We start from the raw sequence: 24,493 nt of genomic DNA, 5'->3' as shown, positions 1-24,493 counted from the left end.
TCGACCGCTGATGACTCAGAATCCCGCTGGCCGAAGTCATCGCTCGATCGTCGGCCGGGTGGCCGGCCTCGTACTGATCGTGCTGGGCGGCGTACCGATGCTGTTCACGCTGTCCCTGGCCATCAGATCGGCGATCGGCGACGCATCGTCCGACCCACACGGCTACGGCCTGATCTTCGGCAGTTTTCTGGCGATCCTGTTCGCCATCCCGACCCTGCTCGGGGCGCTGCTGTTGGTGTTCTCGGTTCGAAATCGCAGCAAGGATAGGGTGCAGACGTGACACAGCCAGCACAGTCGTCTTCCGGCAGTGACCAGCAGTCGGCCTACGTGAGCGCCGGGGTCGACATCGAGGCCGGTGATCGCGCGGTCTCGTTGATGAAGGGGTTCGTCAAGCGGACCGAACGCAGCGAGGTGATCGGCGGCATCGGCGGCTTCGCCGGGCTCTTCGACGCGAGCAAGATCGCCCGCTATCAGCATCCCGTGCTGGCCACTTCGACCGATGGCGTCGGCACCAAGGTCGCGATCGCCCAGGCCCTGGACAAGCACGACACGATCGGCTTCGACCTGATGGGCATGCTGGTCGACGACCTGGTGGTGTGCGGCGCCGAACCGTTGTGGGTGACCGACTACATCGCCTGCGGCAAGGTCGTACCGGAGCGGATCGCGGCCATCGTCAAGGGCATCGCGGACGCCTGTGTGGTGGCCGGGTGTGCGCTGCTGGGTGGCGAGACCGCGGAGCATCCCGGCCTGCTCGGACCGGACGAGTACGACGTGGCCGGCGCGACCACCGGAGTGCTGGAGAAGGACAACATCCTCGGCCCGGAGCGGGTCCGGGCCGGCGACGTGGCGATCGCGATGGCCTCGTCCGGTCTGCATTCCAACGGCTACTCGCTGGTCCGCAAGGTGTTGCTGACCGACGCCGGGTGGGCCCTGGATCGCGACGTCGCGGAGCTCGGTCGCACGCTGGGCGAGGAGTTGCTCGAGCCGACCAAGGTGTACGCGCTGGACGCGCTGGCCCTGATCGAGGCGTACGAGGTGCACGCGATGAGTCACATCACCGGCGGCGGACTGGCCAACAATCTGGCCCGGGTGCTGCCGGACGGCATCACGGTCAGGATCGATCGTGCGAGCTGGCAGCCGCCGGCCGTCTTCGATCTGGTTCGCGAGGTCGGTTCGATCTCGCAGCCCGACATCGAGGCGACCCTGAACCAGGGCGTCGGGATGATCGCGCTGCTGCCGGCCGATCAGGCCGACGCGGCGCTGAGACTGCTGAACCAGCGCGGGGTGCGGTCCTGGATCTGCGGCGAGGCGGTGGCCGGCGACGGAACGGTGGAGATGGTCGGCAGGCACGGCTGAACTGTTTCACCGGTCGTGTCGCGGACGGCTGAGGGCAGGTCCGCGATCTGGATGGGCACGCCCTGGGGGTCGGGTTTGCACACAGCATCGCATTGGGTAGCCTTATGCCCACGACATTGACCAACATGAGCCGCGGCATCGCCGCAGGCGGATAACGCGAGGGGGTCGACCCTATGGGGCGCGGCCGTGCAAAGGCGAAGCAGACGAAGGTTGCCCGCGAGTTGAAGTACCGTGCGGTTGACACGGACTTCTCCTCCCTGGAGCGCGAGTTGCGCGGGGAGGAAGCGACGGGCGATACGGAAGCCATACCCGAGGCGTATGCCGATCTTGCCGAGGAGTACGAGCAGTCGTCCCCGGCCCGAGACGACGATTACGGGGACCTCCGCAAGTCCGGTTAGCGGCCGCTGCCGCTGACACCAGCCCGACTAAGCTGCCGGGCATGACGAGGGACACGCATCGAACCGACGACCGAACCACTCAGGTTTCGGCCGTCGGTGATTCTGTGTTCAATCTCGGTTGCAAGGTCTCTGAGCCTCTCGGAGGGCCGCCGACTCGGCTGAAGGTCCCTGAGCTTGTCGAAGGGCCGCGTCCTCGACCCACCGCGTACTCGGTCAGCCGCTGATGGTCGAGTTGGTCGACCCGGACGCGCCGAAGTCCAACACGAGCGACGCCGATGACTGGCGCCCGGATGTGCTGCCCGGCTACGAATGCCGTGACCTTCCGCTGCCCGAAGCCGAATTGGTGGGCGAGGAGGCAGCGGGTTCCCTGGCGGCGACGCTGGTCCGGCGCTCCGGCGAGCGGCACCGCCGCGCGGCACTGTATCTGCACGGCTGGAACGACTACTTCTTCCAGACCCACCTCGGCGACTTCTTCGCCGACCACGGCTACGACTTCTACGCCGTCGACCTGCGGCGCTACGGACGCAGCCTACGCGAGGGCCAGTTGCAGGGCTACATCAGCGCACTCAACCACTACACCGAAGAACTCGATGCCGCGATCAAGATCATCAACTCCGAAGGGCCAGCCGGCGAACGCGATCAGTTGATCTTGTCCGGTCATTCCACCGGCGGCTTGATCGCCTCGTTGTACGCCGCCGACCGGCCGGGCAGTGTGGACGGCATCATCCTGAATTCACCGTGGCTCGACCTGCAGGGTTCGGCGATGGTCCGCGCCATCGGTACGCCGGTGATCGACGCGCTGGCCAGCCGCGGCCTCGCTACCACCGCGATCCCGATGCCGGGCAGCGATTTCTACGCGCGTGCGCTGCGCGCGGACCGCGACGGCGAATGGGACTACGACCTGACCTGGAAGGGTTCTCCGGGCCCGCCGATCCTGATCGGCTGGATCCGGGCGATCCGGCAGGGCCATGCTCGGGTCGCCGCTGGGCTGGGCATCGAGGTGCCGATCCTGGTGATGTGTTCGGCTCGGACGAAGTTCCGCCGTCGTTGGGATCCGGACCTGATGACGGCCGACACCGTCCTCGACGTCGAGCAGATCGCCCGTCGTGCGCCCCGGTTGGGCCGGCACGTCACGGTGGTCAGATTCGAGGACGGGTTGCACGACCTGGTACTCAGCGCCAAACCGGTCCGCGACGCCGTGTTCGCCGAAATGACGGCCTGGCTCGGCTACCTCGACGAGCTCGACCCGATCGAGGACGAGTAACGCCGGCACCGGGATTGTGCAAGATCATCGGGCAGCGCGATGATCGGGATGAAGATCAAACTCGAGATCATGATGTAGCACTGGATGTCGCTGATTGTCCCGCCGGCAAAGAAATCCCGGCCGGAAGGCGATCGCGTGGCGTTCGCCGGGTCCCCCAGGCGGTAGCCAAGGTCACATTCGGGAATCCACAATGAGTGTTTGAATGGAGGCATGACGAGCAACGAGCACGTCCCGCACGTGGTCGTTCTCGGTGCCGGATTTGCTGGTGCGTCGGCCCTGATGGAGTTGGCGCATGCGAACGTCCAGGTGACCGTGATCGACCAACATCCGTACAACACTTTCCGTCCGCTGCTGTATCAGGTCGCCACCGGTGGTCTGAATCCGGGCGACATCACCTATCCGCTGCGCCACCTGAGCGCACGCAACAACGCCCGATATCGGCGGGCCAAGGTGACCGGAATCGACGAGGAACGTCGTCAGGTCCTGGTCGACAACGGCTCGCCGATCGACTACGACTACGTGATCATCGGCATCGGCAGCACCACCAATCACTTCGGTGTGCCGGGGGCTGCGGAGCACAGCATGTCGATGTACACCCGCGCCGACGCGCTGCGAGTCCGGGACGCGATCTTCGGCGGTCTGGAGAAGATCGCCGGCGAATCGGAGACCGGGACCGGCCGATTCAATGTGATCGTGGTCGGCGGTGGCGCGACGGGTGTGGAGATGGCGGGCGCGATCGCGGAGTTGAAGCACGCGATGCTGACGCCGACGTTTCCGGAGTTGAACCCGTCCGAGGTGAACGTGATCTTGGTCGAGATGACCGACTCGCTGCTGGCGCCGTTCGACCCGTCGCTGCAGAAGTACGCACTGCGGCAGTTGATCCAGCGCGGCGTCGACGTCCGACTGAAGACCGCGATCGCCGAGGTCGCCAAGGATCATGTCCGGTTGAAGGGCGATTCGACCATCCGCGCGGACTTGGTGGTGTGGGCGGCTGGTGTCGCCGGCTATCGCGAGTTGGCCGACTGGGGATTGCCCACTGGCAAGGGCGGCCGCGTGATCATCGGAGATGATCTTCAGGTCCGTGATCATGATCGCTTGTACGCGGTCGGCGACACTGCGATCAATCCGGACGCACCGCTGCCGCAGCTGGCGCCGCCGGCGATGCAGATGGGCACCCATGCCGCGCGGCAGATCGTACGCAGGACAAGAGGTTTGCCGACCGAGCCGTTCCAGTATCACGACAAGGGAATCCTGGCCACGATCGGCAATCGGTCCGCCGTCGTACAACTCGCCGGTGGCATCAAGATCACCGGAACCCTCGCCTGGATTGCCTGGGTCGCGCTGCATCTGTGGTTCCTGCTCGGTGGTCGCAACCGGGTCGAGACCTTGATCAACTTGGCTTACCGGTACGTGATCTGGCCTCGGCAGACCGGTGCCATCATCGGCGACGTCGCCCGCCCTCCTTCGCAATCTTGATTCGCGGTCGAGTCTCTGCCTGCTGCCGGCGACTTGGTCTGGCGTCCTGCGTAACGGGCGACCACCCGACCCCGGCGTGGTTGCGTCCGCGGTCCCGTCGCCTCGGCGCCTCCGCTGCGCTGCGGCACCGGTCTCGTGCTGGGGTGCTCGACGGGCATCCGAAGGTTGCGTTGGAGTGGTTGAGTTTGCAAGATCACTCCAGATCGTTCCCTCGTCTATTCGGTGACCCCAGGGCCCTGAGCTTGTCGAAGGCCGATACCGGCGGTCAGCGCGCACTCTTGATCAACGGGCCCGGAGCTTGTCGAAGGGCGGGGGATTCGGTGGTAGGGCGCGCGGTGTTGATCCGAAGGGCCTCGCGCCCTTGTAGAGGGCAGGGAGTCGGTGCCGAGCGCGGTCGTGATCAGAGGGTTCTGAGCTTGTCGAAGGGCCGCGGCCCGTGGTGCTCCCAAGCACTGAACGTGCACCCAAGGTGGGCTTGTGGCTGGGTAGCCGATAAACAAGAGAATGTCTGGGGCTTGTCGAGCACGCGAACTCCGCCACGCTTGCCACTGCAATCGTGCATGCAGACCGGCGGGAGAACTTGACGGAGCCAAGGCATCGGTGCGCGGCCTGACCCACCGGAACCTCCTTCAATCCGGTTCCGGAGAGGATGATGGCTTGCTGGTGTCGGCCCTGTATTCCGCTCGGGCAAATCGAAGGAGCTCGCGCACCCATACGCACGGCGTAACCGACCGGAACCTCCTTCATTCCGGGGGCCGAGAGTCTGCCGGCCGATAGGTGCCGCCCGGATCGAGCAAATCGAAGGAGCCAAGGCAATCCGACCCGGCCAACCCCGGAGACTGCGACCGGCTCACGCGAAACGAGTGGCCGACGAATGTGCCGGCCAGATGGCAGTCATCGTGCCCGAATCAGATGCATCTCGCCGGCAGATCCGGTCACCCCCAACGTAAGCCGCCAACATGAATCGCGGCAGCGGCAGCGAGCTGGAGCGCGAGTTCGGGACCGGCAGGTTGCACGCCTGTGGAGCGCTCCAGCGCGAGACCGGCTCCGAGCGAAGCGGAGGAGGCGGGGCGAGTGACTTGTGGGAGCGAGTGGGGCGGGGTGCGGGGGTCGGTCCCCCGACGTGAGCCGCCAACGTAGACCGGCGGCAGCGGCAACCAGCTCGACCGCGCCAATGAGTGGCCAGGGGCGGGATCGAACCGCCGACCTTTCGCTTTTCAGGCGAACGCTGCTACCGGCTGAGCTACCTGGCCAAGTGATGCGGACGCTGTCCACAACCACAAACGGCGAGGCTTCGACCTCGCCGCTTCCGCGACCCAGACGGGACTTGAACCCGCGACCTTCGCCGTGACAGGGCGACGCGCTAACCAACTGCGCCACTGGGCCTTGCTGCAGTACGCCATTGCTGGCGCCCGCGAAACTATAGCGTAGGTCCGGGCCCAAGAAAAACCGGCGCAGACCACCGCCGACCGACGCACCGCCGCCCGGATGCTGCCGCGCCGAAAGCTGGCAGCGACGCTGCCTCGCCCACTTTGCCCGGGTCCGACACCACCGCAACGGTGGCGCCGGATCGGTCCCGAACCTGTCAGGGATCAGCCGGACTTGGTTCGGCGGAAGAGCAGCACGGTCCCGACCAGACCGAGCACCCAGATGCCCGAGTAGATCGCGGCGAACGAGACCGGAAAGACGAACTGTCCGTACTCCTGCAGCAGTAGCGGTGCGATCGCCGGCGCCGACAAGACGAGCACCGAGCTGCTCCAGATCCGCGCAGCGCGGGGACTTCTGCGAATCCGGTTCAGGCAGCACAGCCAGCCGACGACACCCAGCCCGCCGAGCGCGTACAGGTAGCCGTAGAGCGCCCCGGGCCGCACGTGCTTTCCGTACGAGTCATAAACGGCGTGCAGCTGCGCATTCAGCCCGCCGAGGACGGTCTGATCCAGCAGTGTGTAGCCGAGCGCGGCGACCGTCATCACCAAGCCCGCGACGAAGAATCCGACCGCCGCGCGCGAGACCCGCGCTGCGGGCGGCGGTGCGGTCAGAACGAGTGGGGATCCATTGAGTTGATTCATCACGACCTCCGGTTGGTACTCCGTGTACCAAGTTGGTACGTGAAGTACCGTACGGGCATGGCAGGCAGTTTGGAACCCCGAATACCGAAACCCGGGGGAACCCGTACGACGGGCGGGCGACGGCCGCGACTGAGCCTCGACGCGACGCGTCGCCGGGTCCTTGATGCGGGCGTGGCCAGGGTGGCCGGCCAGGATCTGAGCCGGCTCAACTTCGAGGACGCGATCCGAGACGCCGACGTGTCCCGGACCGCCGCATACCGCTGCTGGCCGCAGCGCGATGCGTTCCTGGCCGACGTCGCCGTCGAGTTGGCCGAGCAGGCGATCCCGGCGGTTCCGACCCGCAATGAGCTGGCGACCCGGCAACTGCGGACGCTGATCGGCGAGCGAGCGGATCGACTGGCAACCGCGGACGGACGCGCCGACGTGCTCGACGAGATCGTTCGGATCACCGCGGCCGACGACTTCGACCTCGATCGCGCCGAGACGGCCCGGTGGCGTACCTATTTGATCTTGGTGATGTCGGTGCAGACGATGCCGGACGGAGCATTGCATGATCGCGTCGCGACCGCGGTTCGTGACGTCGACGACCGCTTGACCGGACGGCTCGCCGGCAACTACCGACGCCTTGTCGAGTTCTTCGGCTTTCGCTCGCGCGTCGCTTTCCCTGTGCTGGCACGGATCGGCGCCGCGTTCATGCGTGGCCTGATCATCGGTGATCTTGCTCGAGACGGCCGTCGCCGTGCCGAACGCGACGAATTGCCCGCGGTCGCGTTCGCCGGGCTGGTCGCCGCCAACACCGAGCCGGCTGATCGCTCCGACTGGAGCGCCACCAAGATCAACACGAAGCTGGCTGAGTTGGAGGTAGCGGACTTCTTCGGCGCTGATTGACGTCGGCGAGCGCGGCCGCACGTCCCGACGGGACTCGAGAGCATCGACCTGGTTGGGCGCTCTGTCGATCCTGCCGGTCTTGACGCGGAAGGCGATCACCGGCCGAGGGGCACTGCCCGTTCAGGTAGACGGGTCCGACGTGTTCTCGGCGCCCCAGTGTTCGAGCGCAACGATTGCCGCGCGCAGAGCGAGTCCGCGGTCGGTCAACGCGTAGGCCCGGGTGTTGTGCCTCAGCGGCAGCCGGGACAGCACGCCGGCCGCTTCGAGCTCGCGCAGTCGGGTGGCGAGCATGTTGGTCGGCGCTCCGAGGTCCCGCTGCAGGTCGCCGTAGCGCTGCGGCCCGTCGAGCAGCCGCTCCACGATCAGCAGGGCCCAGCGGGCTCCGACAACGTCGAGGGCCGCGGCGAGGTCGCTCACGCGGTCGGATCGGCGTCGGGCTTCTTCCAGAACGGTGAGTAGTGGTAGCCGTCGGGGTCGTCGAACTGGCGCTGGTACATGAACGGGTAGTCGTCGGTGTCGCCGATCCGCCCGCCGGCGGCCCCGGCCCGCTCGATGAGCTGGTCGACCGCCTGCCGGCTGCCGAGGTCGAAGGAGACCGTGACCTTCGAGGGCGTATCGGGTCCGCCGGTCAGCTCGTCGACGCCGCCGACGCTCGCGTACATCTCGCGGCTGCCGAGCATCACGTACTGCTCGGGGGCGATCGCGAAGCAGGAAACGCTGTGATCGGACATCTCCGGGTTGAGGGTCCAGCCGAGCGCGGTGTAGAAGGCGGTCGCGCGCTCGACGTTCGCGACCGGGCAGGTGATGAAGAGGCTCATGCGACTGATACTTGCAAAATGCAAGTGCGCCGTCAAGGGTTGCGAGCCGTACGTCCGGATGCCGTTTGTGTCCGAGCCGAATGTCAGACTTCGACGATGGAGGCGACTGAGGCGATGACCAACCTGCACACCGGCGATGTTGAGCGGGCGAGAGAATTCTTCCGGTTCCTCGGCCTGACAGAGGAAACCATGAACCAGGGCTGGGTGGCCCGATTCAGCTCGCCGGACGGCGCTGCCAACGTCCAGGTCGTGACCCGGGACGCAACTGCGCCGGAGGACTCGGTCATGACGATCAAGGTCGACGACGTCGATGCCGCGTACGAGGAGGCGCAACGACGCGGCTACGAGATTGTGCACCCGCTGACCGATGAACCGTGGGGCATTCGCCGGTTCTTCGTCCGGAGCCCTGACGGGCACGTGATCAACGTCGCTCTGCACCGCGAGTGAGAGCGGGTCGACAACGTCGCCACCGGGTTCCCGCAAACCGATCCCTTGCGGGAACGCCCCGCCCGGACAGGTCGCGAGCGTGAGATCGGTGCCGTCGGCCCGCGGAGTTCAGAAGCGACCTTCACGAGGATGTGGGCGGCGTAGGAGGGCGGGCCATGAGTCCGGGACCGCACCGGAAACGAAGGCAAGGATGTCGAGCAGGGTCGCCTGCCGCGGCGCGGCCCAGTGTCGATCTTCTGAGGTCGAGGGCTCTTTCAAGAGTCTGGCCAGCGCCAGATAGAGATGGAACCACAAGGCATCGCGCTCAAGCCCCAGATCGGGGTCGATGTCTTGCGCTCCGGACGCGGCGCCACGGAGGGCTGATCGATAACCGGACAGGAGGGCGGGCAGCGCCGGCAGCGGCAGGCCGACCAGGTCGCGAGCCGGGGCACCCCACTCGGCACAACCCCAGTCCAACAGTGCCGTTGCTCGCCCTTGTCGGTCGACGATCACGTTCGATGGGGCGACGTCGCGGTGGACCAGGACGGGGTCGGCTGGTGAGGGACCCTCGCTGTTCAGAAGTTCGAATCGCTCCAGGAGCCAATCGGACTGGGCAGTGCCGATCTCACCCGCTTCTCGGAGGCGCTGGACCACCTCCGCTGCGGAGAATGTGAAGGGCTGCGGAATGGTGTCGGTAGCTCCGACGCTGCTGCGACGGATCCGGTGAAGGACCACGAGGATCTCACCCAGGGACTCGTGGGCCAGTCGGCGGTTGGCAGGGTCCAACTCGGCCAAGGTGAGGCCGTGCAGTCGCTCCAGAACGACGTACGGTACGTCTGCGATCTGGCGGGTTACGTCGTAGCCGACGATTGCGGGGGTCGGCACGCCCGCCGCGCGGACCAGCGGAATGACTTCGGCCTCTTTGGCAAGTCGCTCCTGCGCTCTTGCGTTGCGCGGGATACGCAGGACGAGTTCCGTGCCCAGGAACACGGTCACATTCACCTGTCCCTGAGTCGGAGCGGGCGCCACGTCCCCGGCCGAAATGCCGTAGTGAGCAGCGATCGCGTACACATCGTCGGTGAAGGGATCCGGATCGACCATGGTGGTGCCGTTCGTCAGGGGCCGGTTGCAGAGGACACCGATGCCGCCGTCGGCCAGCTCAATGATTCGCAGGCTTGGCAGGGTGTCCCCAACGGGATTCGAACCCGCGTTGCCGCCTTGAAAGGGCGGTGTCCTAGGCCTCTAGACGATGGGGACCTGACCGCATGACTATAGGGGTCCCGGGCATGATCACCCAAACCAGATCGGCTCGAGCTGTGCCGGGTGCAGAGGCGGCAGCGGCCCTTCCGCCGAGATGTGGAAGGACCGCCGCTGCTGCCGCTCATCATGCGGGTACGACCGTGATGATCAGCCCGGCCGGGTGGCTCCCGCGACCGGCATGTACGCGATCGGGGTGTACTCGACCACCTTGCCGGGCCGCGGCGCGTTGATCACCTTGCCGTTGCCGGCGTAGATGCCGACGTGGCTCGGGCTCGGCCCGTAGAAGAACACCAGGTCGCCGACCTTGAGGTTGCTCATCGAGACCCGCGGGCTGGCCAGGAACTGCTGCTGTGAGGTCCGCGGCAGATTCACCCCGGCGGCCTGCCAGGCGCGCAGCGTGAGGCCGGAGCAGTCGAAGCTGTTCGGCCCCTCGGCACCCCACACGTACGGCTTGCCCAGTTGCGCCTTGGCGTAGTTCAGCGCGATCTTGCCCTTGTTGCTGGACGTGTTCGAGCCGACCAGGCCGACCGAGCTGGAACCGCCGGAGGACGACCGCGACGCCGGCTTGGACTTCGCCAGATACTGCGACGTCACCCAACGGACCGCGCCGTTGTAGACGATCTGTGCCCGGCCGTTGGCGTACGTGCCGGTGATCTTGAGTTTGGTCCTGGTCGGGACCGTGTCGACGGTCTTGTAGTTGGAGCCCGACGTGGTCCGGATCAACAACTCCGTGGTCGCGTACCGGGTGCCGACCACCCGCGGTAGCGCCGGCGTGACCGGCCGGCTGGTTTGCGCCTTCGGCTTGCTGGTCGACAGGTACTGCGCGGTGACCCAGCGCGCGACGCCGCCGTAGACGACCTGCGCCTTGCCGTTGGCGGTGGCGCCGGTGATCTGGAGCCGAGCGCCGCGCGGCACCTCGGCGACGGTCTTGAAATCACTGCCGGAGGTGGTGCGAATCAGCAGCTCCGTGGTCGCGTAGCGGCTGCCGACGACCTTCGGTACGGCCGGTGTCGTCGGTCGAGCGTTGCCCGTCTTCGACGGGTCGGCCTTCGAGGTGCCCGACGTGGAGCCGCTCGTCTTGGCCGGGTTGGAGTGCGAGGTGGCGGGTTTGGTCTGCTTCGCCGGACCGCTCGACGACGTACCCGAGTTGCTGGCGGGCGCGCTGCTGACCGGCTGAGTGGACAGGTACTTTGCCGTCACCCAACGGATCGCGCTGTTGTAGACGATCTGGGCGTAGCCGCTGCGGGTGACCCCGGTGGCCTGCAGCCGGGTGCCCTTCTTGACCGTGGTGATGATGTTGAAGTCGGAATCCGTGCTGGTGCGGATCAGCAGGTCGGCCGTGGCGTAACGAGCGCCGGTCTTCTTGGGCAGCGCGTTCATCGAGCTGACCAGGTACTGGCCCGAGACCCAGGCCCGCTGGCCTCCGTACAGCATTTCGGCGAAGCCGGCCGACTGCTTGCCGGTGAGGGTGACGTTCTGGCCGGCGGCGATGTAGCCGATCACCTTGCTGCCCAGGCTGGCGCCCTGGCGCACATTCAGCGGCGCGGTGGCGATCTTGGTGCCCTTGGTGTAGATGTTCGCCGGTCCGGGCGACGTGTCCCCGCTCTTGAGATCGAGGTATGCCGCCGAGACGTAGGCGGTGTCGCCGTTGAAGCGGACCTTGATCCAGCCGTTCGTCGGCTTGCCGACCGCGGTGATCCGCTGCCCGGCGGTCAGTCCGCCGACAATGGCGTACTTCGTCCCGGGGCCGGAGCGGATGTTGACACCGGCGGTCGCCGTCACGGAATCGGCCGAGGCGAGTTGTACGCCGCCCACCGTGATCGCCGCGCCGGCCGCGGCCAGCAACGACGTCACGGCGCCGGCTTTACGCATGGCGCTGCTCACTGTGTTCCTCCTCTACGGCCTTCCCGGACCGTGGATGGATGTACTCACCGCTGTCACCTTGTGATTCCCCAATCACGCCAGTCACAGCAGCCACAAACTGCGCAGGACTTTATCCACGTCTCAGGCTTTGCGGCAACCGTCGAGTACGTGCTGGGGCGCCTAGGCAAATCGACACGCCGTGCGACTTGATTAAGTTGCAACGGTGTGATTCGGAGGCGTTCGGAGAGGGCTGGCACAGCGGTGAAGCCCCCGATCAGGCGGGGAATCGGCGATCTCGGCCGATCGGGCCGTTTCGTCCGCAAGCGCGATCACGTTCCGATCACGAACGAATCACGGGAATATCACCGGCGGTCAAGGTGGGCTCGATCATCGGTTGAGGGTTGCCTGCCGGCAGGGTTTTCTGAGAAACCGCCTCCGCCCATCCGCAGTGGGTGCGGATGGGCGGAAGCGAATCGATCTTGCTGGGTCGGTCGGCTACGTCCGAGATTTGATCATGGTCGCACCGACACCGGATCAGCGCAGGCCGAGTTTGCTGCTGCAGGCCGGCCATGCGCCCCAGCCCTGAACCGCGAGGATGCGTTCGGCGACCCGGATCTGTTCGGAACGGCTTGCCTGGTTGGGCATTCCGGTGCCGCCGAAGCCGCGCCAGGTCTGCAGGGTGAACTGCAGGCCGCCGTAGAAGCCGTTGCCGGTGTTGATGCTCCAGTTGCCGCTGGATTCGCACATCGCCAGCTGATCCCAGGTGCTGTCGGAGACGTTGCGGCTCTTGCCCGAGTAGCTGGGATCGACGCCACCGCTGGAGGTCGACGTGGCCCGGACCGATGTTGATCTTGATCCGCTGCGCGAGGTCGAGTTGGTCGCGGCGCTCTGTGGCCTGCTGGTGGACAGATACTGTGCTGTTACCCAACGAGAACCGCCGTTGTAGACGATCTCTGCACGGCCGTTGCTGGTCCGGCCGGTGATCTTGACCGTGTTGCCACGAGCCACTGTCGCCACGGTGTTGTAGTCGTTGCCCGAGGTGCTGCGGACCAGCAGCTCGGTGGTGGCGAAGCGGGTGCCGATCGCGCGCGGCGCTCGGTTGACGGCCCGCTGGCTGCTCTGCTGGACGGCGGTTGATCTTGGTTTGCTGATCGTCTTCGGTGCCGTGCTGCGTGCGGTCGACGGGCGGCTCGATGTGGCGCTGTGGCCCGGGATCGCCTTGCTGGCCAGGTATTTCGCGGTCACCCAGCGGATCGCGTTGTTGTAGATCACCTGGGCGTATCCGTTGCTGGTGGTTCCGGTCACCTGCAGCCGGGATCCCTTCGGTGCGGTGGTGATGATCTTGAAGTCCGCGTCGGTGCTGGTCCTGATCAACAGGTCGGCGGTGGCGTAGCGGGTGCCGGTGGTGCTGGGCAGCGCCGAGGTGGAACTGATCAAGTACCGCGCCGACACCCAGGCCCGTTGACCTCCGTACAGCACTTCGGCATACCCCTGTGTCTGCTTGCCGGTCAGGGTGACCTGCTGGCCGGCGGAGATGTAGCCGATCACCTTGGCGTTGAGGGCCGGCTGCTGGCGTACGTTCAGCGGTGCACTGGAAATCTTCACGCCCTGGGTGTAGATCATCACCGGTGCGGTGCTCACGCTGGTGCCGGCGGTGTCGAGATATTGCGCGGAGATGTAGGCCGCACCGCCGTTGAAGCGGACCTTTACCCAGCCGTCGCTCGCCTTGCCGACCGTGGTGATCGATTGCCCGCGGACCAGTCCGCCGACGATCCGGTACGAGGTGCCCGGCCCGGAACGGATGTTCACGCCGGTGGTTGCGGTGGCCGACTTCGCGGTGGCGAACTGAACGCCGCCGATCGCGAGCGCCGCACCCGCCGTGATGGCGGCGGTGGCGACGCCCGCCTTGCGTAATGCCTTGCTTCTCGTGCCTTCACTCACTGTGACTTCCTCCTTGGGCGGCCTTCCCGGGCCGCCAGTGGGGGCTTCTGCAGTGCGCTGCTGCACCCTGCGAATCCCCAATCACGTCAGTAACAGCAGTCACAAATTCCCCAGGAGACTAACTACGATTCCCGACGAAGATCAACAGGTGAGTGTCGTTGCGACGGCTCTCGCAACCCGACACGCCGAACCGCGGGGTACAAATTGCACTGGTGTGATTCTGGTGCCCTGGTGGTTGTCCGACGCGAATCATCGGCAAGACTTGGCCGATGCCGATCACGATGCCTGCCGACGACTTCGACCGTCTGGTCGAACGCGCCTTGGCGGACGTGCCGCGGGCGCTGGCGGACTTGATCGACAACGTGGTGATCATGGTCGAGGACTGGCCACCTCCGGGCGGGCCGTACCTGCTCGGCTTGTATCACGGCGTCCCGCTGACCGAACGGGATCACAACTACGCCGGGGTGCTGCCCGATCGGATCACGATCTTCCGCGGCACGATCCTGCAGATCTGCAACACGGCGGAGGAGGTGGTGCACGAGGTCCACATCACTGTCGTACATGAGATCGCGCATCACTTCGGCATCAGTGATGATCAACTGCATAGACTCGGATACGGCTGATCGGTGCAGCCGTTCGAGCTGGATCCCTGCCCACACAGGGATTGCGGTCTGACAAGTCAACTGCACCGGAGGCACTGGCGGCCCGGATTTGTGGGACTCCGGCTGGAGCGAAAAGAGTCAGTGGTTCATGATCAAATGGCTGCTGCGCCGGTCGCTCACCCAGCGATCGCAGTGCCCGAGATCGCGATCGGCAACCGAACCGTTCTGCAGATCGATCCGGCTGATCAGGGTTGCTCCGGTGGTCTCGATGATCTTGTCCATCGGTGCCGGATCCCGGGTCAGCAGGACCAGCAGATCGATCTTGCGCTGGATGTGATTGACCTCCAGGGTGTCCAGCACGTCGGGTGCCATCGACGGGGCCGCGATCACTAGTCCGTCCCCGTCGGTGATCATGTGTTCGATGATCGAGATCAGCTCGCGAACGCTCATGATCGGCTCCGCGCTGACCAGTACCCGGGGATGATCAAGGACGGCCCAGCCGGTGGAACGGTCGGTCAGGAATGCCTCGGAGGAGTACCCGATCGGGACCGTGACAGCTGACCTCAACTCGTGCTTGATCGTTTCGCGTTGATCATCGCTGAGCTGGGGGCGTTCGCCGGCGGCCGGCGGTCGGTGCGCCTGCAACGTGGTGACGTATCGCGGGGTCCTGGCGCTCGGGTCCAACTGCGGCACTGTGCGCGGCGGCGGTGACAGCAGCGCGGTGACCTCGCGCTGGTGCTTGCGGCGGTCCGACAAACCTCCGTACGCGATCACGCCGATGCCGACCACCAGCAGCGCGATCAACCCGATCAACCAAGCATCCATGCCGCCCAGCCTGCCAGGCGATCGGTCGCGAGCGCGGCTTCGGCAGCCATCGGCGAGCGGCGTCCGACTGCTCCCAGCCGCACCCGAGATCGACCGCCGCACTCGAAATTTCCGGTGCGAAGGCAGATTTCGCGCGCGGCTGATGGGGCGCGACAGGTCTCGTCGGGGGCTCGACCGATCGCGGCCGGCGCGCTAGGGTGCTTGTGAAGCCATTCACATAGTCCCTTGGGAGACCGAGATGAATGACCAACAGAAGCCGAGGGTCGGCGAATCGATGCAGGACCGGCTGATCCGCGAGGCGCAGGAGCGCGGCGAATTCGACAACCTGCCGGGATACGGCAAGCCGCTGCCCAACCTGACCGGGCACGGCGCGCGCGACTGGGTGACCCAATGGGTGCAGCGCGAGGACCTGTCCGGGGTGCTGCCGCCGGAGTTGGCGCTGCGCAAGGAGGCCGAGAAGATCGTCGACACGGTGTCGGAGCTGCGAACCGAGCAGGAAGTCCGAGATGTCGTCGAGGAACTCAACCGCCGGATCCGCGAGATGCGGCTGAGGCCGCCGTCCGGTCACAACCGTGGCCCGGACTCCTTCCTGCGTACGGTCAGCGCCGATCGGGTGGTCGGCGAGTGGCGCGATCAGCGCGGCACGTGATCGCGCTACCTCCTCGGCGACGCTGTGACCCCATGACGCGCACCGCCCGCCGACGCGAATCGGTCGTCGACCGCTACGCTTGAGCGTCGCTCGATCGCGAGTGCGTTCGACGGGCCTCTAGCTCAATTGGCAGAGCAGCGGACTTTTAATCCGCGGGTTGTGGGTTCGAGTCCCACGGGGCCCACCTGGAACTGGCGCGCCGATCCGCGGCGCCGGCGCTCGTACGCGGTCAAGCTCGGCGGGCTCGGATTTTCCCAAACCCGACTGCGGCAACTCGGGATCTTCGCCTCTATCCGCTGTCGGGCCGAGTGCCAGGCTGGAGTCGAGGCCGCGGCCAACGGCTTCGGGGTCCTTGTCGGCCTCGGCAGGTCGGCAACGAGAGAAGGGGCTGAGGATGCACTCTCGGCCGGTTCGTATCGCCATGATCGTGGTGGGTGTTCTCGCTCTGCTGGTCGGAGCGCTCTGGGTCGGTCAGGGGTTGAACCTGATCGGCGGCAGCGCGATGACGGGGGAGCGGGTCTGGATCTACATCGGAGCCGCGGTGGCTGCCGGCGGGGTGGTCCTGCTGGTGCTCGGGCTGCGACGTCGGCACACGACGGCCGGGCCGCTCCGGTCGTGAGTCCCGAGTTCTCCTTTGCAGGCTTGGGGCTTCAGCCCTGGTCGGTGACGGATCGGTTGTAGTTCACGGCGATCTCCAGCCAGTACGCCAATTCGGCTTCGGTGTCGAGCGACGCGGCTTCGACCGAGATCCAACCCGGCCCCATGGTTCGGTCTGTGCCCATCGTCGCCTGGCCTGCGCCGGGACGCTTGATGAGCTCGGCGTGGTCCGCCGCGGCCACCCGGACCAGGAGATCGCCACCCTTGCGGGCGGCCACGGCAATCTTGTCGTTGATCATGAACGATCGGCCGCCGAACATTGCGACCTCCCGCAGCGACGGGTGGTCCGCGAGCGCGGCGCGGACACGTTCGACCAGGTCATCCTGTGCGGTCATGGCCATCTCCCGAAAGTCAGGAATTCCGTAAAAGTGAGCGGTTACGAACGCTCTCGGCGGATGCGCAGGAGTGACGAGCCGCTACCAGAAGCTAACCACTGCCGGCTCGGGACCGCGGCGAACAGCAATGTGGCGGAACTCTGGCGGAAGTTGCTAAGGTTGCTCGGTGCCCTCGACCAAACACCGTGCAACGCCGCGACGAATACCGGCCGGATGGACCTCGGCACACCCACGGGCCGACCGGGCACACGACCTTGCGGACCGACTACGCGGACAGATCCTGGCCGGCAAACTCGCAGTCGGCGCCCGGCTCGACGAGGCAGTGCTGGTGCGCGACTTCGAAGCGTCGCGCAACACCGTTCGCGAAGCCCTGCAGCTGCTGAGTCAGCAGGGCCTGATCGACCGCAAACGCGGTGCCGGCACCACCGTCGCGTCAGCGAAGTACGGCCACGGGCTGGATCGGCTGGCCGGGCTGGCGGAGACGCTTGCCGGCTACGGCACCGTACGAAACCGGGTGCTGGTCGCAGAGTCGATCGCCAGGCTGCCGGACCAGGTGGCTGCCCAGCTCGAGATCGACCCGACGGCCGGCGGCGTACGCCTGGAGCGGCTGCGGTTCATCAACGACGAGCCACTGTCCTACGATGTCAGCTACTTGACGTACGAGGTCGGTGAGCCCTTGCTGGCGGCGGATCTGGCCGGCTCCGACGTGTTCGCGTTGATCGAGCAGACCACCGGTACGCGGTTGGGCCGGGCCGAGATCACCGTGCACGCCGCTGTCGCGGAGCCGCACGTCGCCGAACTGTTGGACCTGCCGGACGGCGCGGCGATCTTCACCATCGAGCGACTGACTCGACTCGACGACGGCATGGCCGTCGACAGCGAGGTGCTGCAGATCCGGGCCGACCGCTTTGCCCTGCAGGCCGTCGTCCACCGTGATCATCGCGCCGATCCGCTGTGATCGCCATCCGATCGATGTGGCCGGAGTCGACTTGCAGTAAAGGAGAATCGCCATGGGCGGCAGCTCGCCGTTGATCATGATCCTGCTCGCAATCCTCGGTCTGGCCGGCGGGATCGGCATCACGGCGATCGGCCCCGGAGGAGTCCTTCCCACCATCGGTCTGGTCGCTCTGACCACGCTGACTCCGGCCGAAGTGGCCGGCACGGCGATCGTTACTCATGTGGCCACCGGAGCGCTCGGCACCGCCGCCTATCTGCGGTCCGGACAACTTCGGACTCCACAGAACGCGCGAACCGCCGTCGTGCTGTCGATCACCGCCGCGATCGGGACCCCGCTCGGGATCATGATCAACTCGCAGCTGTCCCCGCGCCCTCGCCGGCCGCGACCGATCCCGGCCAACTGCTGGTCACCGCGGTCGTCGCCGTGGTCAATTTGATCTTGGCCACACTGCTGGCGTGGAAGGCGCCGGGCCGGCCGCAAGGGCCGTTGCTCGCCGCCGCCGCGGTCGCCACCATCGTCACCGAATTGCCCGACAACGGCGCCTTGTCGGGCAGTTGGATGCTGCTCTACCTTCCGTACGCGTTGATCGTGCTGGTGATGCCCGACGGCTGGTTCGGCTCGGCCGGCTGGCGACGGCTGGCTTTCGCAGTCGTCGCAGTGCCGGCGGTCTTCAATCTGCTGATCGCGACATCCTGGTACGTCGGCGTCAATCCGGATGATCACACTGTCACCGGGGCTGCCCGCGACGTCGCCGGTGTGCTCCAGGTCATCGGAGTCGTGTTGGTGCTCGGCTTCTTCGCTCTCCTGATCGCAGCCGTGTCCTCGCTGATCCCTCGCTACCGCCGCAGCGATGAACGGCAGCGCCTGCAGTTGCGCTGGATGCTGCTGGCCGGGAGCAGTCTCCCGCTCACTCTGCTGCTGTGCTGGATCGGCTACCTGCTCAGCGGACAACCCGATCTTGTCGTCTTCGGACTGCTGGTGATGTACGTGGTCATCCCGGCCGCGGTCACCGTCGCGCTGCTGCGGCCGACCTGGTTCGACATCGATCGGGCCACGGTGGCGACCGCGACAACGACGGCGCTGACCGGATTGATGTTGATCTTGATCGCGATCGCCTCGGCCGCCGGACCCCACATCCTCACCGACTCACCGGCGGTGACGATCGTGGCGACGGCCGTGCTGATGCTGCTGATGATCCCGCTGTACCGGTTGCTCGGGCCAGCCATCGGCCGGGTCGTCTATCCCGAACGAGAACGCGCGATTCGCGCCCTCCGGCTGTTGCGGTGCCAGGTCGATGCCGGCACCGCCGAACCGGAACTGATCGAGACCGTTCTGCGGCAGGCGTTGCGCGACCCCGGGCTGCGCGTCGTCCTGCACCGGCTCAGCGACGCTCACCCGGTCACCGTGCAGGGCGACGAAGTTGATCATGAATTGGCGATCGACGCCGACCTGGACCGACGGGCTGTGGTGGTCCGCAGCCGAGGAGAGGAGATCGGCGCCATCATCGGATCCCGGCAACGCGTCAAACCGCCCGCGCGAGCCGTTGCCGTCGCGGCCGCACCGGTGCTGGAAGCCGTCCGATTGCGTACGGAGTTGACTCAGGCGCTCGGTGAGATCGCGGCATCACGGCAGCGGATCCTGATCGCGGGCGACGAGGAACGCCGACGCCTCGAACGCGATCTGCATGACGGCGCACAGCAACGACTGGTCGCGCTGGGGATGCGGCTGCGCGTGCTGCAGCGGTCCGGCATCGCCGACGCCGACGTGGAGGTCGCCTTGGACCAGACCGTTGCGGAGTTGGCCACGGCAGTCGCGGAGTTGCGGCAGTTGGCGCACGGGGTCAGGCCCAGCGCGCTGGACGACGGACTGGAAGCGGCCTTGGCAGAGTTGGCGCGGCAGGCGCCTCAGCTGGTGTCGGTGGAGGCCACCGCCGGCGAGTTGCCGGACGCGGTCTGTACGACGGCCTACTACGTGGCGGCCGAAGCCGTGGCGAACGCACTCAAGCACGCCGGAGCCACGACCATCCGGATCTTCGCGAACCGAACCGAGAACGCCTTGCTGGTCAGCGTTTCCGACGACGGCCGCGGCGGAGCCGACCCGGCGATCGGGGTCGGTCTGGCGGGCATCCGGGAACGGGTGCTCGCGATCGGCGGACGATTCGGCATCCGATCGCCGATCGGTGGTGGCACCACGATCTCGATCACGCTGCCGAGCGCTCCGAAGCCGGTACGGGATCGTCCGGCCGACACCCGTGACCGGTCCGGTCGACGTCCCGGTGTCCGAGCCGAGGCCTGAGATGCGCGTCGTGATCGGCGAGGACTCCGCACTGTTCCGGGAGGGACTGGCCGCCCTGTTGAACTCGGCCGGACACGAGGTGGTGGGACGGGCCGCGGACGCGGCGACCGCGGTGGCCCAGGTCCGGGCGCATCGCCCCGACGTGGTCGTGCTCGACGTCCGGATGCCGGCCCGTGACGAAGGAATCCAAGCAGCGTTGGAGATCCGGGCCTGGAATCCACCCACACCGGTGCTGCTGCTCTCCCAGCACATCGAGGTCCGGCGATCCGTCGAGCTGGTCGGGTCCGGGACCGACGGCTTCGGCTACCTGTTGAAGGATCGGGTGCTGGACGTGGACGAATTCCTGGTGGCGCTGGAACGGGTTGCCGCCGGCGGCTCTGTCCTCGATCCCGAGGTGGTGGCGCGATTGCTCGGGCGGCACCGTTCCGGCACTGTGCTGGATCGGCTCACCAGCCGAGAGCGTGAGGTGCTGGCACTGATGGCAGAAGGCCGTTCCAACGCGGCGATCAGCAATCGACTGTGCCTGTCGGAACGGACCGTGGAAACCCACATCGCCAACATCCTGATCAAGCTCGACCTGGACGACGCGGCCACCGATAATCGCCGGGTCCGTGCCATCCTCACGTACCTCGAGGCTGTTACTTGACCGAACCGGCCATCACGCCCTGGACGAAGTAGCGCTGGAAGGCGAGGAAGACGATCAACGGAATCACCAACGACAGAAAGGCTCCCGGCGCGAGCACGTCGATGCTGCTGCCGAACTGACGGGTCTGACTCGCCAGCGCCACCGTGATCGGCTGACTGGAACTGTTGCTGAACACCAACGCCACCAGCAGGTCGTTCCACACCCACAGGAACTGGAAGATGCCCAACGAGGCGATCGCCGGCATCCCCAGCGGAAGGATGACGCTGAAGAAGATCCGTCCCTCGCCGGCGCCGTCGATCCGGGCCGCCTCCATCAGATCGCGCGGGATCCCGGCGAAGTAGTTACGCAGCAGGAAGATCGCGAACGGCAACCCGAAACCGACGTGGAAGAAGATCACCGAGATCAGCGAACCGGTCAGGCCGAGCAACCCGTACAGCTTGACCACGGGGATCAGCGCGATCTGAATCGGAATCACCAGCAGGCCGACCACCACCAGGAAGATCGCGTCTCGACCCGGGAAACGCATCCAGGCAAAGGCGTAACCGGCCGCGGACCCGATCAGCACCACCAAGATCGTTGCCGGGACCGTGATCAACACGGTGTTGATCAAGCTGCTGCGCATGATCGGGTTCTGCAGCAACGTCTGGTAGTTCGCCACCGTCAGCTGGGCCGGGTGGACGATGGCCTGCCACCAGCCGCCGTTGGCGTACTGCGCCGGATCGCGCAGCGACTCCACCAGCAGACCGAAGGTCGGCAGCAGCCACAGCAACCCGACGACGATGAGAACGATCTGCAACACGCCACCGCCGGCGCTCGACGCCAGCCGCGACGCCCAGCCGCGCCGGGCCGGACCGGTAACGATTCCGGTGTTGCTGATCGCGGTCATCGCTCATCCCTTCTGAAGCGGCGAATCTGGAAGATCATCGCCGGAATCACCAACAGCACCAGGACGATCCCGATCGCGCTGGCTGCGCCGAACTGCTGATTGCCGTAGTCGGTGTAGAGCTGGACCGCCAGCACGTTGGCGTAACGGGCGTTCCCGCCGGCGGCCTGCTGCATGATGAAGACGATGTCGAAGATCTTCAGCACGTTGATCAACATCGTGACGAACACCACCAGCAGCACCGGGGACAGCAGCGGCACGGTGATCCGCCGGAACACCTGCCACTCCGAGGCGCCGTCGATCCGGGCTGCCTCCAACGTGTCGCGCGGCAGCTGTGACATCCCCGCGGCCAGCAGCACCATCGCGAAGCCGGCATAGATCCACAGGTAGGCGACCATGATCGACGGCGTGATCAGATCCTTGCCCAGCCAGGAGATCCCGTCGTAGGCCGGCGCGAAGTCGCCGGCCGGCAAGACGAGCTGGTAGTTGCCGGACGGCAGATCGGCAAAGCTGAACGAGCCGTCGTCGGCAGTCTTTGTGGTGGCTTGGACCGACCCGTTGCGTACCGCCTCGACGGTGAGCTGCGGAATGCCGAGTTCGCCGGGGTTGATCACGCCGGGCTTGCCGCCGCCACCGAGCTTGAAATCGTTCCAGACCACGCCGTTCAGACCGCGGCCGGGGGCCGGCGCGACCGCGGCGTGCGCGTTCGGCGGCGGACTGGTCAGGTCGAGCCCGGTCAACGGCAACAACGCCTGACTCGGCACGGGGTAGGCCTTGGTGGAGGTGTAGCCCTGGCTCGCATTGCCCTTCAACGCGGTCGCGGTGCCGCTGGGATGCAGCTCCGGATAGGTCTGCTGCGGATGGAAGGTGTCGTGGATGCCGGTCGCAACCGCGTTGGCCAGACCTTGGCTGGGGTTGTCGACGTAGATCAACGACCAGGTGACTCCCGAAGCCAGGAAGGAGATCGCCATCGGCATGAACAAAACGATCTTGAACGCCGACCGCCAGCGGATTCGTTCGGTGAGCACGGCGAAGAACAAGCCCAACACGGTGACCACGGCGGGCACGATGATCACCCAGAGAATGTTGTTCTCGAACGCCTTCAACGAGTCGCTGGAGGTGAAGATCGAGATGTAGTTGGACAATCCGGCGAATCCGGTGGCCTGCCCGCTCGGCCCGTCGTGAAAGAAGCTGCGGATCAGCGTGTAGATCATCGGGTAGAACACGATGGCCAGCAGGAACACAGCAGCAGGAAACAGGAAGATCAGGCCGACCCAGACGCTTTCGCCCGGCGATCGACGTCGCACAGTCACTGCCACTTGACCGCGCTGGCGTCCTTCTCCAGCTGCTGCTGTGTGGCCTTGACGTTGCCGGTGGTCAGGAAGGACTGCAGGTCGGCCCATTCACCCTTGTTCGGGGTGCCGCCGAACGCGGCCGGAGCCTGGTCCGACATGTCGAAGCGGAAGTTGTTGCCGACATCGACGATCTGCTTGCCCAGTTGACCGGACACCGGGTCGTTGTAGTCGGGGACCTGCAGATTCTTGTTCGCCGAGATGAAGCCGCTGCCGGCGGTGCCGACCAGGAGTTTCGCGGCTTCGGCACTGCCGAGATAGGCCATGAACTGGCTGGCCGCCTCGTTCTTGGTGAAACCGACCGCGAAGTCACCGGCCGCCTCGACCACCGGCTTGGAACCGTCCACGGACGGGAACGGAGCGACCTTGGCGTCGGTGCCGACCTTGGCCGGCAACTTGTCGCTGGTGATCGTGGTCGCCACGAAGCTCGCCTCGTAGACCAGCGCCGACTTCGGGTTCGCCTTGAACACGTTGTCCACCGACGCGGTGAACGGCACCTTGACCGCCTGCGCCGGGTCACCGATCAACGCCTTGCTGCCCCAGATCTGCTTCAGCGTGTCCAGGGCCTTGGTGACGGACGGATCGGTCCATTTGATCTCGTGCTTGGTGAGCTTGTCGTACATGCTCAAACCTGCCGTACGCAGGTAGACGTTCTCGAACCAGTCGGTCAACGTCCAGCCGTCGCCACCCCCGACCGAGATCGGCACTGCGACCCCGGAGTCGGACAACGTGTGCCCGTCCTTGATCAAATCGTTCCAGGTCGCCGGGGCAGACTTGAGTCCCGCATTGGAGAACAACTTCGCGTTGTACCAGATGGTCGACTTGTTCGACGCGTCCACCGGAACCCCGTACAACTTGCCCTTGTACGAGCCCAGGGTGGCCCACTCCTTGCTGAAGTTGTCGTTGGTCGCGGACTGCATCGCAGCGGTAGCCGGCTGGAGCTTGCCGGACGAGGCGTACTGGGCGATCGCGCCGGGCAGCGACAGGATCGCCACATCCGGCGGGTTGCCGCCGGCCACCTTGGTGCCGAGGACGGTCGCCTCGTCACCGCCCGCCGCGGGGGTGTACTTCCCGCTGGCGCCGGTCTTCTTGTCGAAGGCGTCGATCACCGCCTGGAAGGCCTTCTGCTCACCGCCGGTCCACTGTCCGAGGATCGTGAACGACTTACCGCTCAGGTCCGGGCTGCTGGCGCTCGGACTGCTGGAGGCTGCCGGACTTTTCGCCGACGAACTCGGCGACCCGCTGCTGTTGTTGCCCGAACCGCTACAGGCAACCAACGACAGCGATGAGGCCACCGCCAGGACACCGAGCCAGATCCTTCTCCTTCGCGCTGCCACGTCCCCTCCTCGTACGTGTACCGATCGTCCGGTCGCGGTCCGGAGAGCACACATCGTCGGGTTCGTAGCAAAACCTGGCGCATCGGGTGGAATCCGGGCGGCCACTTTCATCTTGCCCGCCAGGGCTCTCCGCTTCCCAGAGTCTCAGGTTCGGCCCAGGCGAGGCGGGCTACGAGCAAGCCTCGGGGGTGGACC

At 66.2% G+C, this 24,493-nt stretch carries 25 protein-coding genes and 4 tRNA genes; 15 read left to right on the top strand and 14 right to left on the bottom strand.

Annotated features, from left to right (window positions below; all coding sequences use genetic code 11):
* The first annotated feature begins 10 nt into the window (after positions 1–10).
* The 5 genes from FOE78_RS23050 to FOE78_RS23030 all read left to right on the top strand — a co-directional run bounded on the left by FOE78_RS23050 (position 11) and on the right by FOE78_RS23030 (position 4,494).
* Positions 11–280 (top strand): hypothetical protein, encoded by a 270-nt coding sequence (locus tag FOE78_RS23050; RefSeq protein WP_143988335.1) that lies wholly within the window; start codon positions 11–13, stop codon positions 278–280.
* On the top strand, positions 277–1,356 hold the full coding sequence (purM, locus tag FOE78_RS23045) for a phosphoribosylformylglycinamidine cyclo-ligase (RefSeq protein ID WP_143988334.1): 1,080 nt from the start codon (positions 277–279) through the stop codon (positions 1,354–1,356). The genes FOE78_RS23050 and purM overlap by 4 nt, the downstream gene beginning before the upstream one ends.
* Before the next feature lie 173 nt (positions 1,357–1,529).
* Positions 1,530–1,754 carry a DUF3073 domain-containing protein gene (locus FOE78_RS23040; RefSeq protein WP_143988333.1) on the top strand — a complete coding sequence of 75 codons (225 nt, stop codon included), beginning with the start codon at positions 1,530–1,532 and terminating at the stop codon, positions 1,752–1,754.
* Between the two features lie 223 nt (positions 1,755–1,977).
* The gene (locus FOE78_RS23035; RefSeq protein WP_143988332.1) at positions 1,978–3,018 is read left to right on the top strand and encodes an alpha/beta hydrolase; all 1,041 of its coding nucleotides are present in this window, start codon (positions 1,978–1,980) and stop codon (positions 3,016–3,018) included.
* Between the two features lie 210 nt (positions 3,019–3,228).
* Positions 3,229–4,494 carry an NAD(P)/FAD-dependent oxidoreductase gene (locus tag FOE78_RS23030; RefSeq protein ID WP_143988331.1) on the top strand — a complete coding sequence of 422 codons (1,266 nt, stop codon included), beginning with the start codon at positions 3,229–3,231 and terminating at the stop codon, positions 4,492–4,494.
* 1,179 nt (positions 4,495–5,673) lie between these two features.
* Here the strand turns inward: FOE78_RS23030 and FOE78_RS23025 are convergent.
* The 3 genes from FOE78_RS23025 to FOE78_RS23015 all read right to left on the bottom strand — a co-directional run bounded on the left by FOE78_RS23025 (position 5,674) and on the right by FOE78_RS23015 (position 6,563).
* Positions 5,674–5,747 (bottom strand) — tRNA-Phe (locus tag FOE78_RS23025).
* A gap of 59 nt (positions 5,748–5,806) precedes the next feature.
* Positions 5,807–5,880, bottom strand: a tRNA-Asp gene (locus FOE78_RS23020).
* Positions 5,881–6,086: 206 nt separating this feature from the next.
* Positions 6,087–6,563, bottom strand: coding sequence for a hypothetical protein (locus FOE78_RS23015; protein ID WP_143988330.1), 477 nt, complete (start codon positions 6,561–6,563; stop codon positions 6,087–6,089).
* Between the two features lie 171 nt (positions 6,564–6,734).
* On the opposite strand from FOE78_RS23015, the gene FOE78_RS23010 reads away from it, so the two are divergent.
* The gene (locus tag FOE78_RS23010) at positions 6,735–7,451 is read left to right on the top strand and encodes a hypothetical protein (RefSeq protein ID WP_143988329.1); all 717 of its coding nucleotides are present in this window, start codon (positions 6,735–6,737) and stop codon (positions 7,449–7,451) included.
* A 120-nt stretch (positions 7,452–7,571) separates the two neighbouring features.
* Here the strand turns inward: FOE78_RS23010 and FOE78_RS23005 are convergent, their stop codons facing one another.
* Both FOE78_RS23005 and FOE78_RS23000 read right to left on the bottom strand, forming a co-directional pair.
* Positions 7,572–7,868 (bottom strand): winged helix-turn-helix transcriptional regulator, encoded by a 297-nt coding sequence (locus FOE78_RS23005; protein ID WP_143988328.1) that lies wholly within the window; start codon positions 7,866–7,868, stop codon positions 7,572–7,574.
* Entirely contained in the window at positions 7,865–8,269 is a 405-nt protein-coding gene (locus FOE78_RS23000; protein WP_143988327.1) for a VOC family protein, read from the bottom strand. Before FOE78_RS23000 ends, FOE78_RS23005 begins: the two co-directional genes overlap by 4 nt.
* 96 nt (positions 8,270–8,365) lie before the next feature.
* Between FOE78_RS23000 and FOE78_RS22995 the strand changes: the two genes are divergently transcribed.
* Complete coding sequence (locus tag FOE78_RS22995) at positions 8,366–8,716, top strand: VOC family protein (RefSeq protein ID WP_143988326.1); 351 nt, start codon at positions 8,366–8,368, stop codon at positions 8,714–8,716.
* A 108-nt stretch (positions 8,717–8,824) separates the two neighbouring features.
* On the opposite strand, the gene FOE78_RS22990 is transcribed toward FOE78_RS22995, so the two are convergent.
* The 4 genes from FOE78_RS22990 to FOE78_RS24625 form a co-directional block, all read right to left on the bottom strand.
* Positions 8,825–9,796: a phosphotransferase family protein gene (locus FOE78_RS22990; protein ID WP_143988325.1), complete on the bottom strand. Its 972-nt coding sequence runs from the start codon at positions 9,794–9,796 to the stop codon at positions 8,825–8,827.
* A gap of 83 nt (positions 9,797–9,879) precedes the next feature.
* Positions 9,880–9,952 (bottom strand) — tRNA-Glu (locus tag FOE78_RS22985).
* A gap of 150 nt (positions 9,953–10,102) precedes the next feature.
* A complete protein-coding gene (locus tag FOE78_RS22980; RefSeq protein WP_143988324.1) occupies positions 10,103–11,839 on the bottom strand; it encodes an SH3 domain-containing protein in 1,737 nt (578 codons plus the stop codon).
* Positions 11,840–12,352: 513 nt separating this feature from the next.
* Positions 12,353–13,759 carry an SH3 domain-containing protein gene (locus FOE78_RS24625; RefSeq protein ID WP_168207645.1) on the bottom strand — a complete coding sequence of 469 codons (1,407 nt, stop codon included), beginning with the start codon at positions 13,757–13,759 and terminating at the stop codon, positions 12,353–12,355.
* A gap of 269 nt (positions 13,760–14,028) precedes the next feature.
* Here FOE78_RS24625 and FOE78_RS22970 point away from each other — a divergent pair, with 269 nt between their 5' ends.
* A complete protein-coding gene (locus FOE78_RS22970) occupies positions 14,029–14,382 on the top strand; it encodes a metallopeptidase family protein (protein ID WP_143988322.1) in 354 nt (117 codons plus the stop codon).
* A 117-nt stretch (positions 14,383–14,499) separates the two neighbouring features.
* Here the strand turns inward: FOE78_RS22970 and FOE78_RS22965 are convergent, their stop codons facing one another.
* Positions 14,500–15,186 carry a hypothetical protein gene (locus FOE78_RS22965; protein ID WP_143988321.1) on the bottom strand — a complete coding sequence of 229 codons (687 nt, stop codon included), beginning with the start codon at positions 15,184–15,186 and terminating at the stop codon, positions 14,500–14,502.
* 238 nt (positions 15,187–15,424) lie between these two features.
* Between FOE78_RS22965 and FOE78_RS22960 the strand changes: the two genes are divergently transcribed.
* The 3 genes from FOE78_RS22960 (at position 15,425) to FOE78_RS22950 (ending at position 16,454) form a co-directional block, all read left to right on the top strand.
* Complete coding sequence (locus FOE78_RS22960; RefSeq protein ID WP_143988320.1) at positions 15,425–15,835, top strand: DnaJ family domain-containing protein; 411 nt, start codon at positions 15,425–15,427, stop codon at positions 15,833–15,835.
* Between the two features lie 111 nt (positions 15,836–15,946).
* A tRNA-Lys gene (locus tag FOE78_RS22955) sits at positions 15,947–16,019 on the top strand.
* A 210-nt stretch (positions 16,020–16,229) separates the two neighbouring features.
* Positions 16,230–16,454: a hypothetical protein gene (locus FOE78_RS22950; protein WP_143988319.1), complete on the top strand. Its 225-nt coding sequence runs from the start codon at positions 16,230–16,232 to the stop codon at positions 16,452–16,454.
* 31 nt (positions 16,455–16,485) lie between these two features.
* Here the strand turns inward: FOE78_RS22950 and FOE78_RS22945 are convergent, their stop codons facing one another.
* On the bottom strand, positions 16,486–16,827 hold the full coding sequence (locus FOE78_RS22945; protein WP_143988318.1) for a TfoX/Sxy family protein: 342 nt from the start codon (positions 16,825–16,827) through the stop codon (positions 16,486–16,488).
* 166 nt (positions 16,828–16,993) lie between these two features.
* On the opposite strand from FOE78_RS22945, the gene FOE78_RS22940 reads away from it, so the two are divergent.
* The 4 genes from FOE78_RS22940 to FOE78_RS22925 are packed head-to-tail and all read left to right on the top strand — an operon-like array spanning position 16,994 to position 20,726.
* Positions 16,994–17,785, top strand: coding sequence for a GntR family transcriptional regulator (locus tag FOE78_RS22940; RefSeq protein ID WP_228265964.1), 792 nt, complete (start codon positions 16,994–16,996; stop codon positions 17,783–17,785).
* Positions 17,786–17,837: 52 nt separating this feature from the next.
* Positions 17,838–18,221, top strand: coding sequence for a TSUP family transporter (locus tag FOE78_RS22935; protein WP_143988317.1), 384 nt, complete (start codon positions 17,838–17,840; stop codon positions 18,219–18,221).
* The gene (locus FOE78_RS22930; RefSeq protein WP_168207644.1) at positions 18,209–20,080 is read left to right on the top strand and encodes a sensor histidine kinase; all 1,872 of its coding nucleotides are present in this window, start codon (positions 18,209–18,211) and stop codon (positions 20,078–20,080) included. Before FOE78_RS22935 ends, FOE78_RS22930 begins: the two co-directional genes overlap by 13 nt.
* Before the next feature lies 1 nt (position 20,081).
* On the top strand, positions 20,082–20,726 hold the full coding sequence (locus FOE78_RS22925; protein ID WP_143988315.1) for a response regulator transcription factor: 645 nt from the start codon (positions 20,082–20,084) through the stop codon (positions 20,724–20,726).
* On the opposite strand, the gene FOE78_RS22920 is transcribed toward FOE78_RS22925, so the two are convergent.
* The 3 genes from FOE78_RS22920 to FOE78_RS22910 are packed head-to-tail and all read right to left on the bottom strand — an operon-like array spanning position 20,719 to position 24,298.
* On the bottom strand, positions 20,719–21,612 hold the full coding sequence (locus tag FOE78_RS22920; RefSeq protein WP_143988314.1) for a carbohydrate ABC transporter permease: 894 nt from the start codon (positions 21,610–21,612) through the stop codon (positions 20,719–20,721). The two genes, FOE78_RS22925 and FOE78_RS22920, sit on opposite strands and share 8 nt — an antisense overlap.
* Positions 21,609–22,928 (bottom strand): ABC transporter permease, encoded by a 1,320-nt coding sequence (locus FOE78_RS22915; RefSeq protein ID WP_210414726.1) that lies wholly within the window; start codon positions 22,926–22,928, stop codon positions 21,609–21,611. The genes FOE78_RS22920 and FOE78_RS22915 overlap by 4 nt, the downstream gene beginning before the upstream one ends.
* Positions 22,919–24,298 carry an ABC transporter substrate-binding protein gene (locus FOE78_RS22910; protein WP_168207643.1) on the bottom strand — a complete coding sequence of 460 codons (1,380 nt, stop codon included), beginning with the start codon at positions 24,296–24,298 and terminating at the stop codon, positions 22,919–22,921. Before FOE78_RS22910 ends, FOE78_RS22915 begins: the two co-directional genes overlap by 10 nt.
* Positions 24,299–24,493 lie beyond the last annotated feature (195 nt).

Source organism: Microlunatus elymi (assembly GCF_007362775.1).
Taxonomy (GTDB): domain Bacteria; phylum Actinomycetota; class Actinomycetes; order Propionibacteriales; family Propionibacteriaceae; genus Microlunatus; species Microlunatus elymi.
The sequence above is the reverse complement of the archived record's forward strand: the minus strand, read 5'-3'. Positions and strand labels throughout refer to the sequence as shown.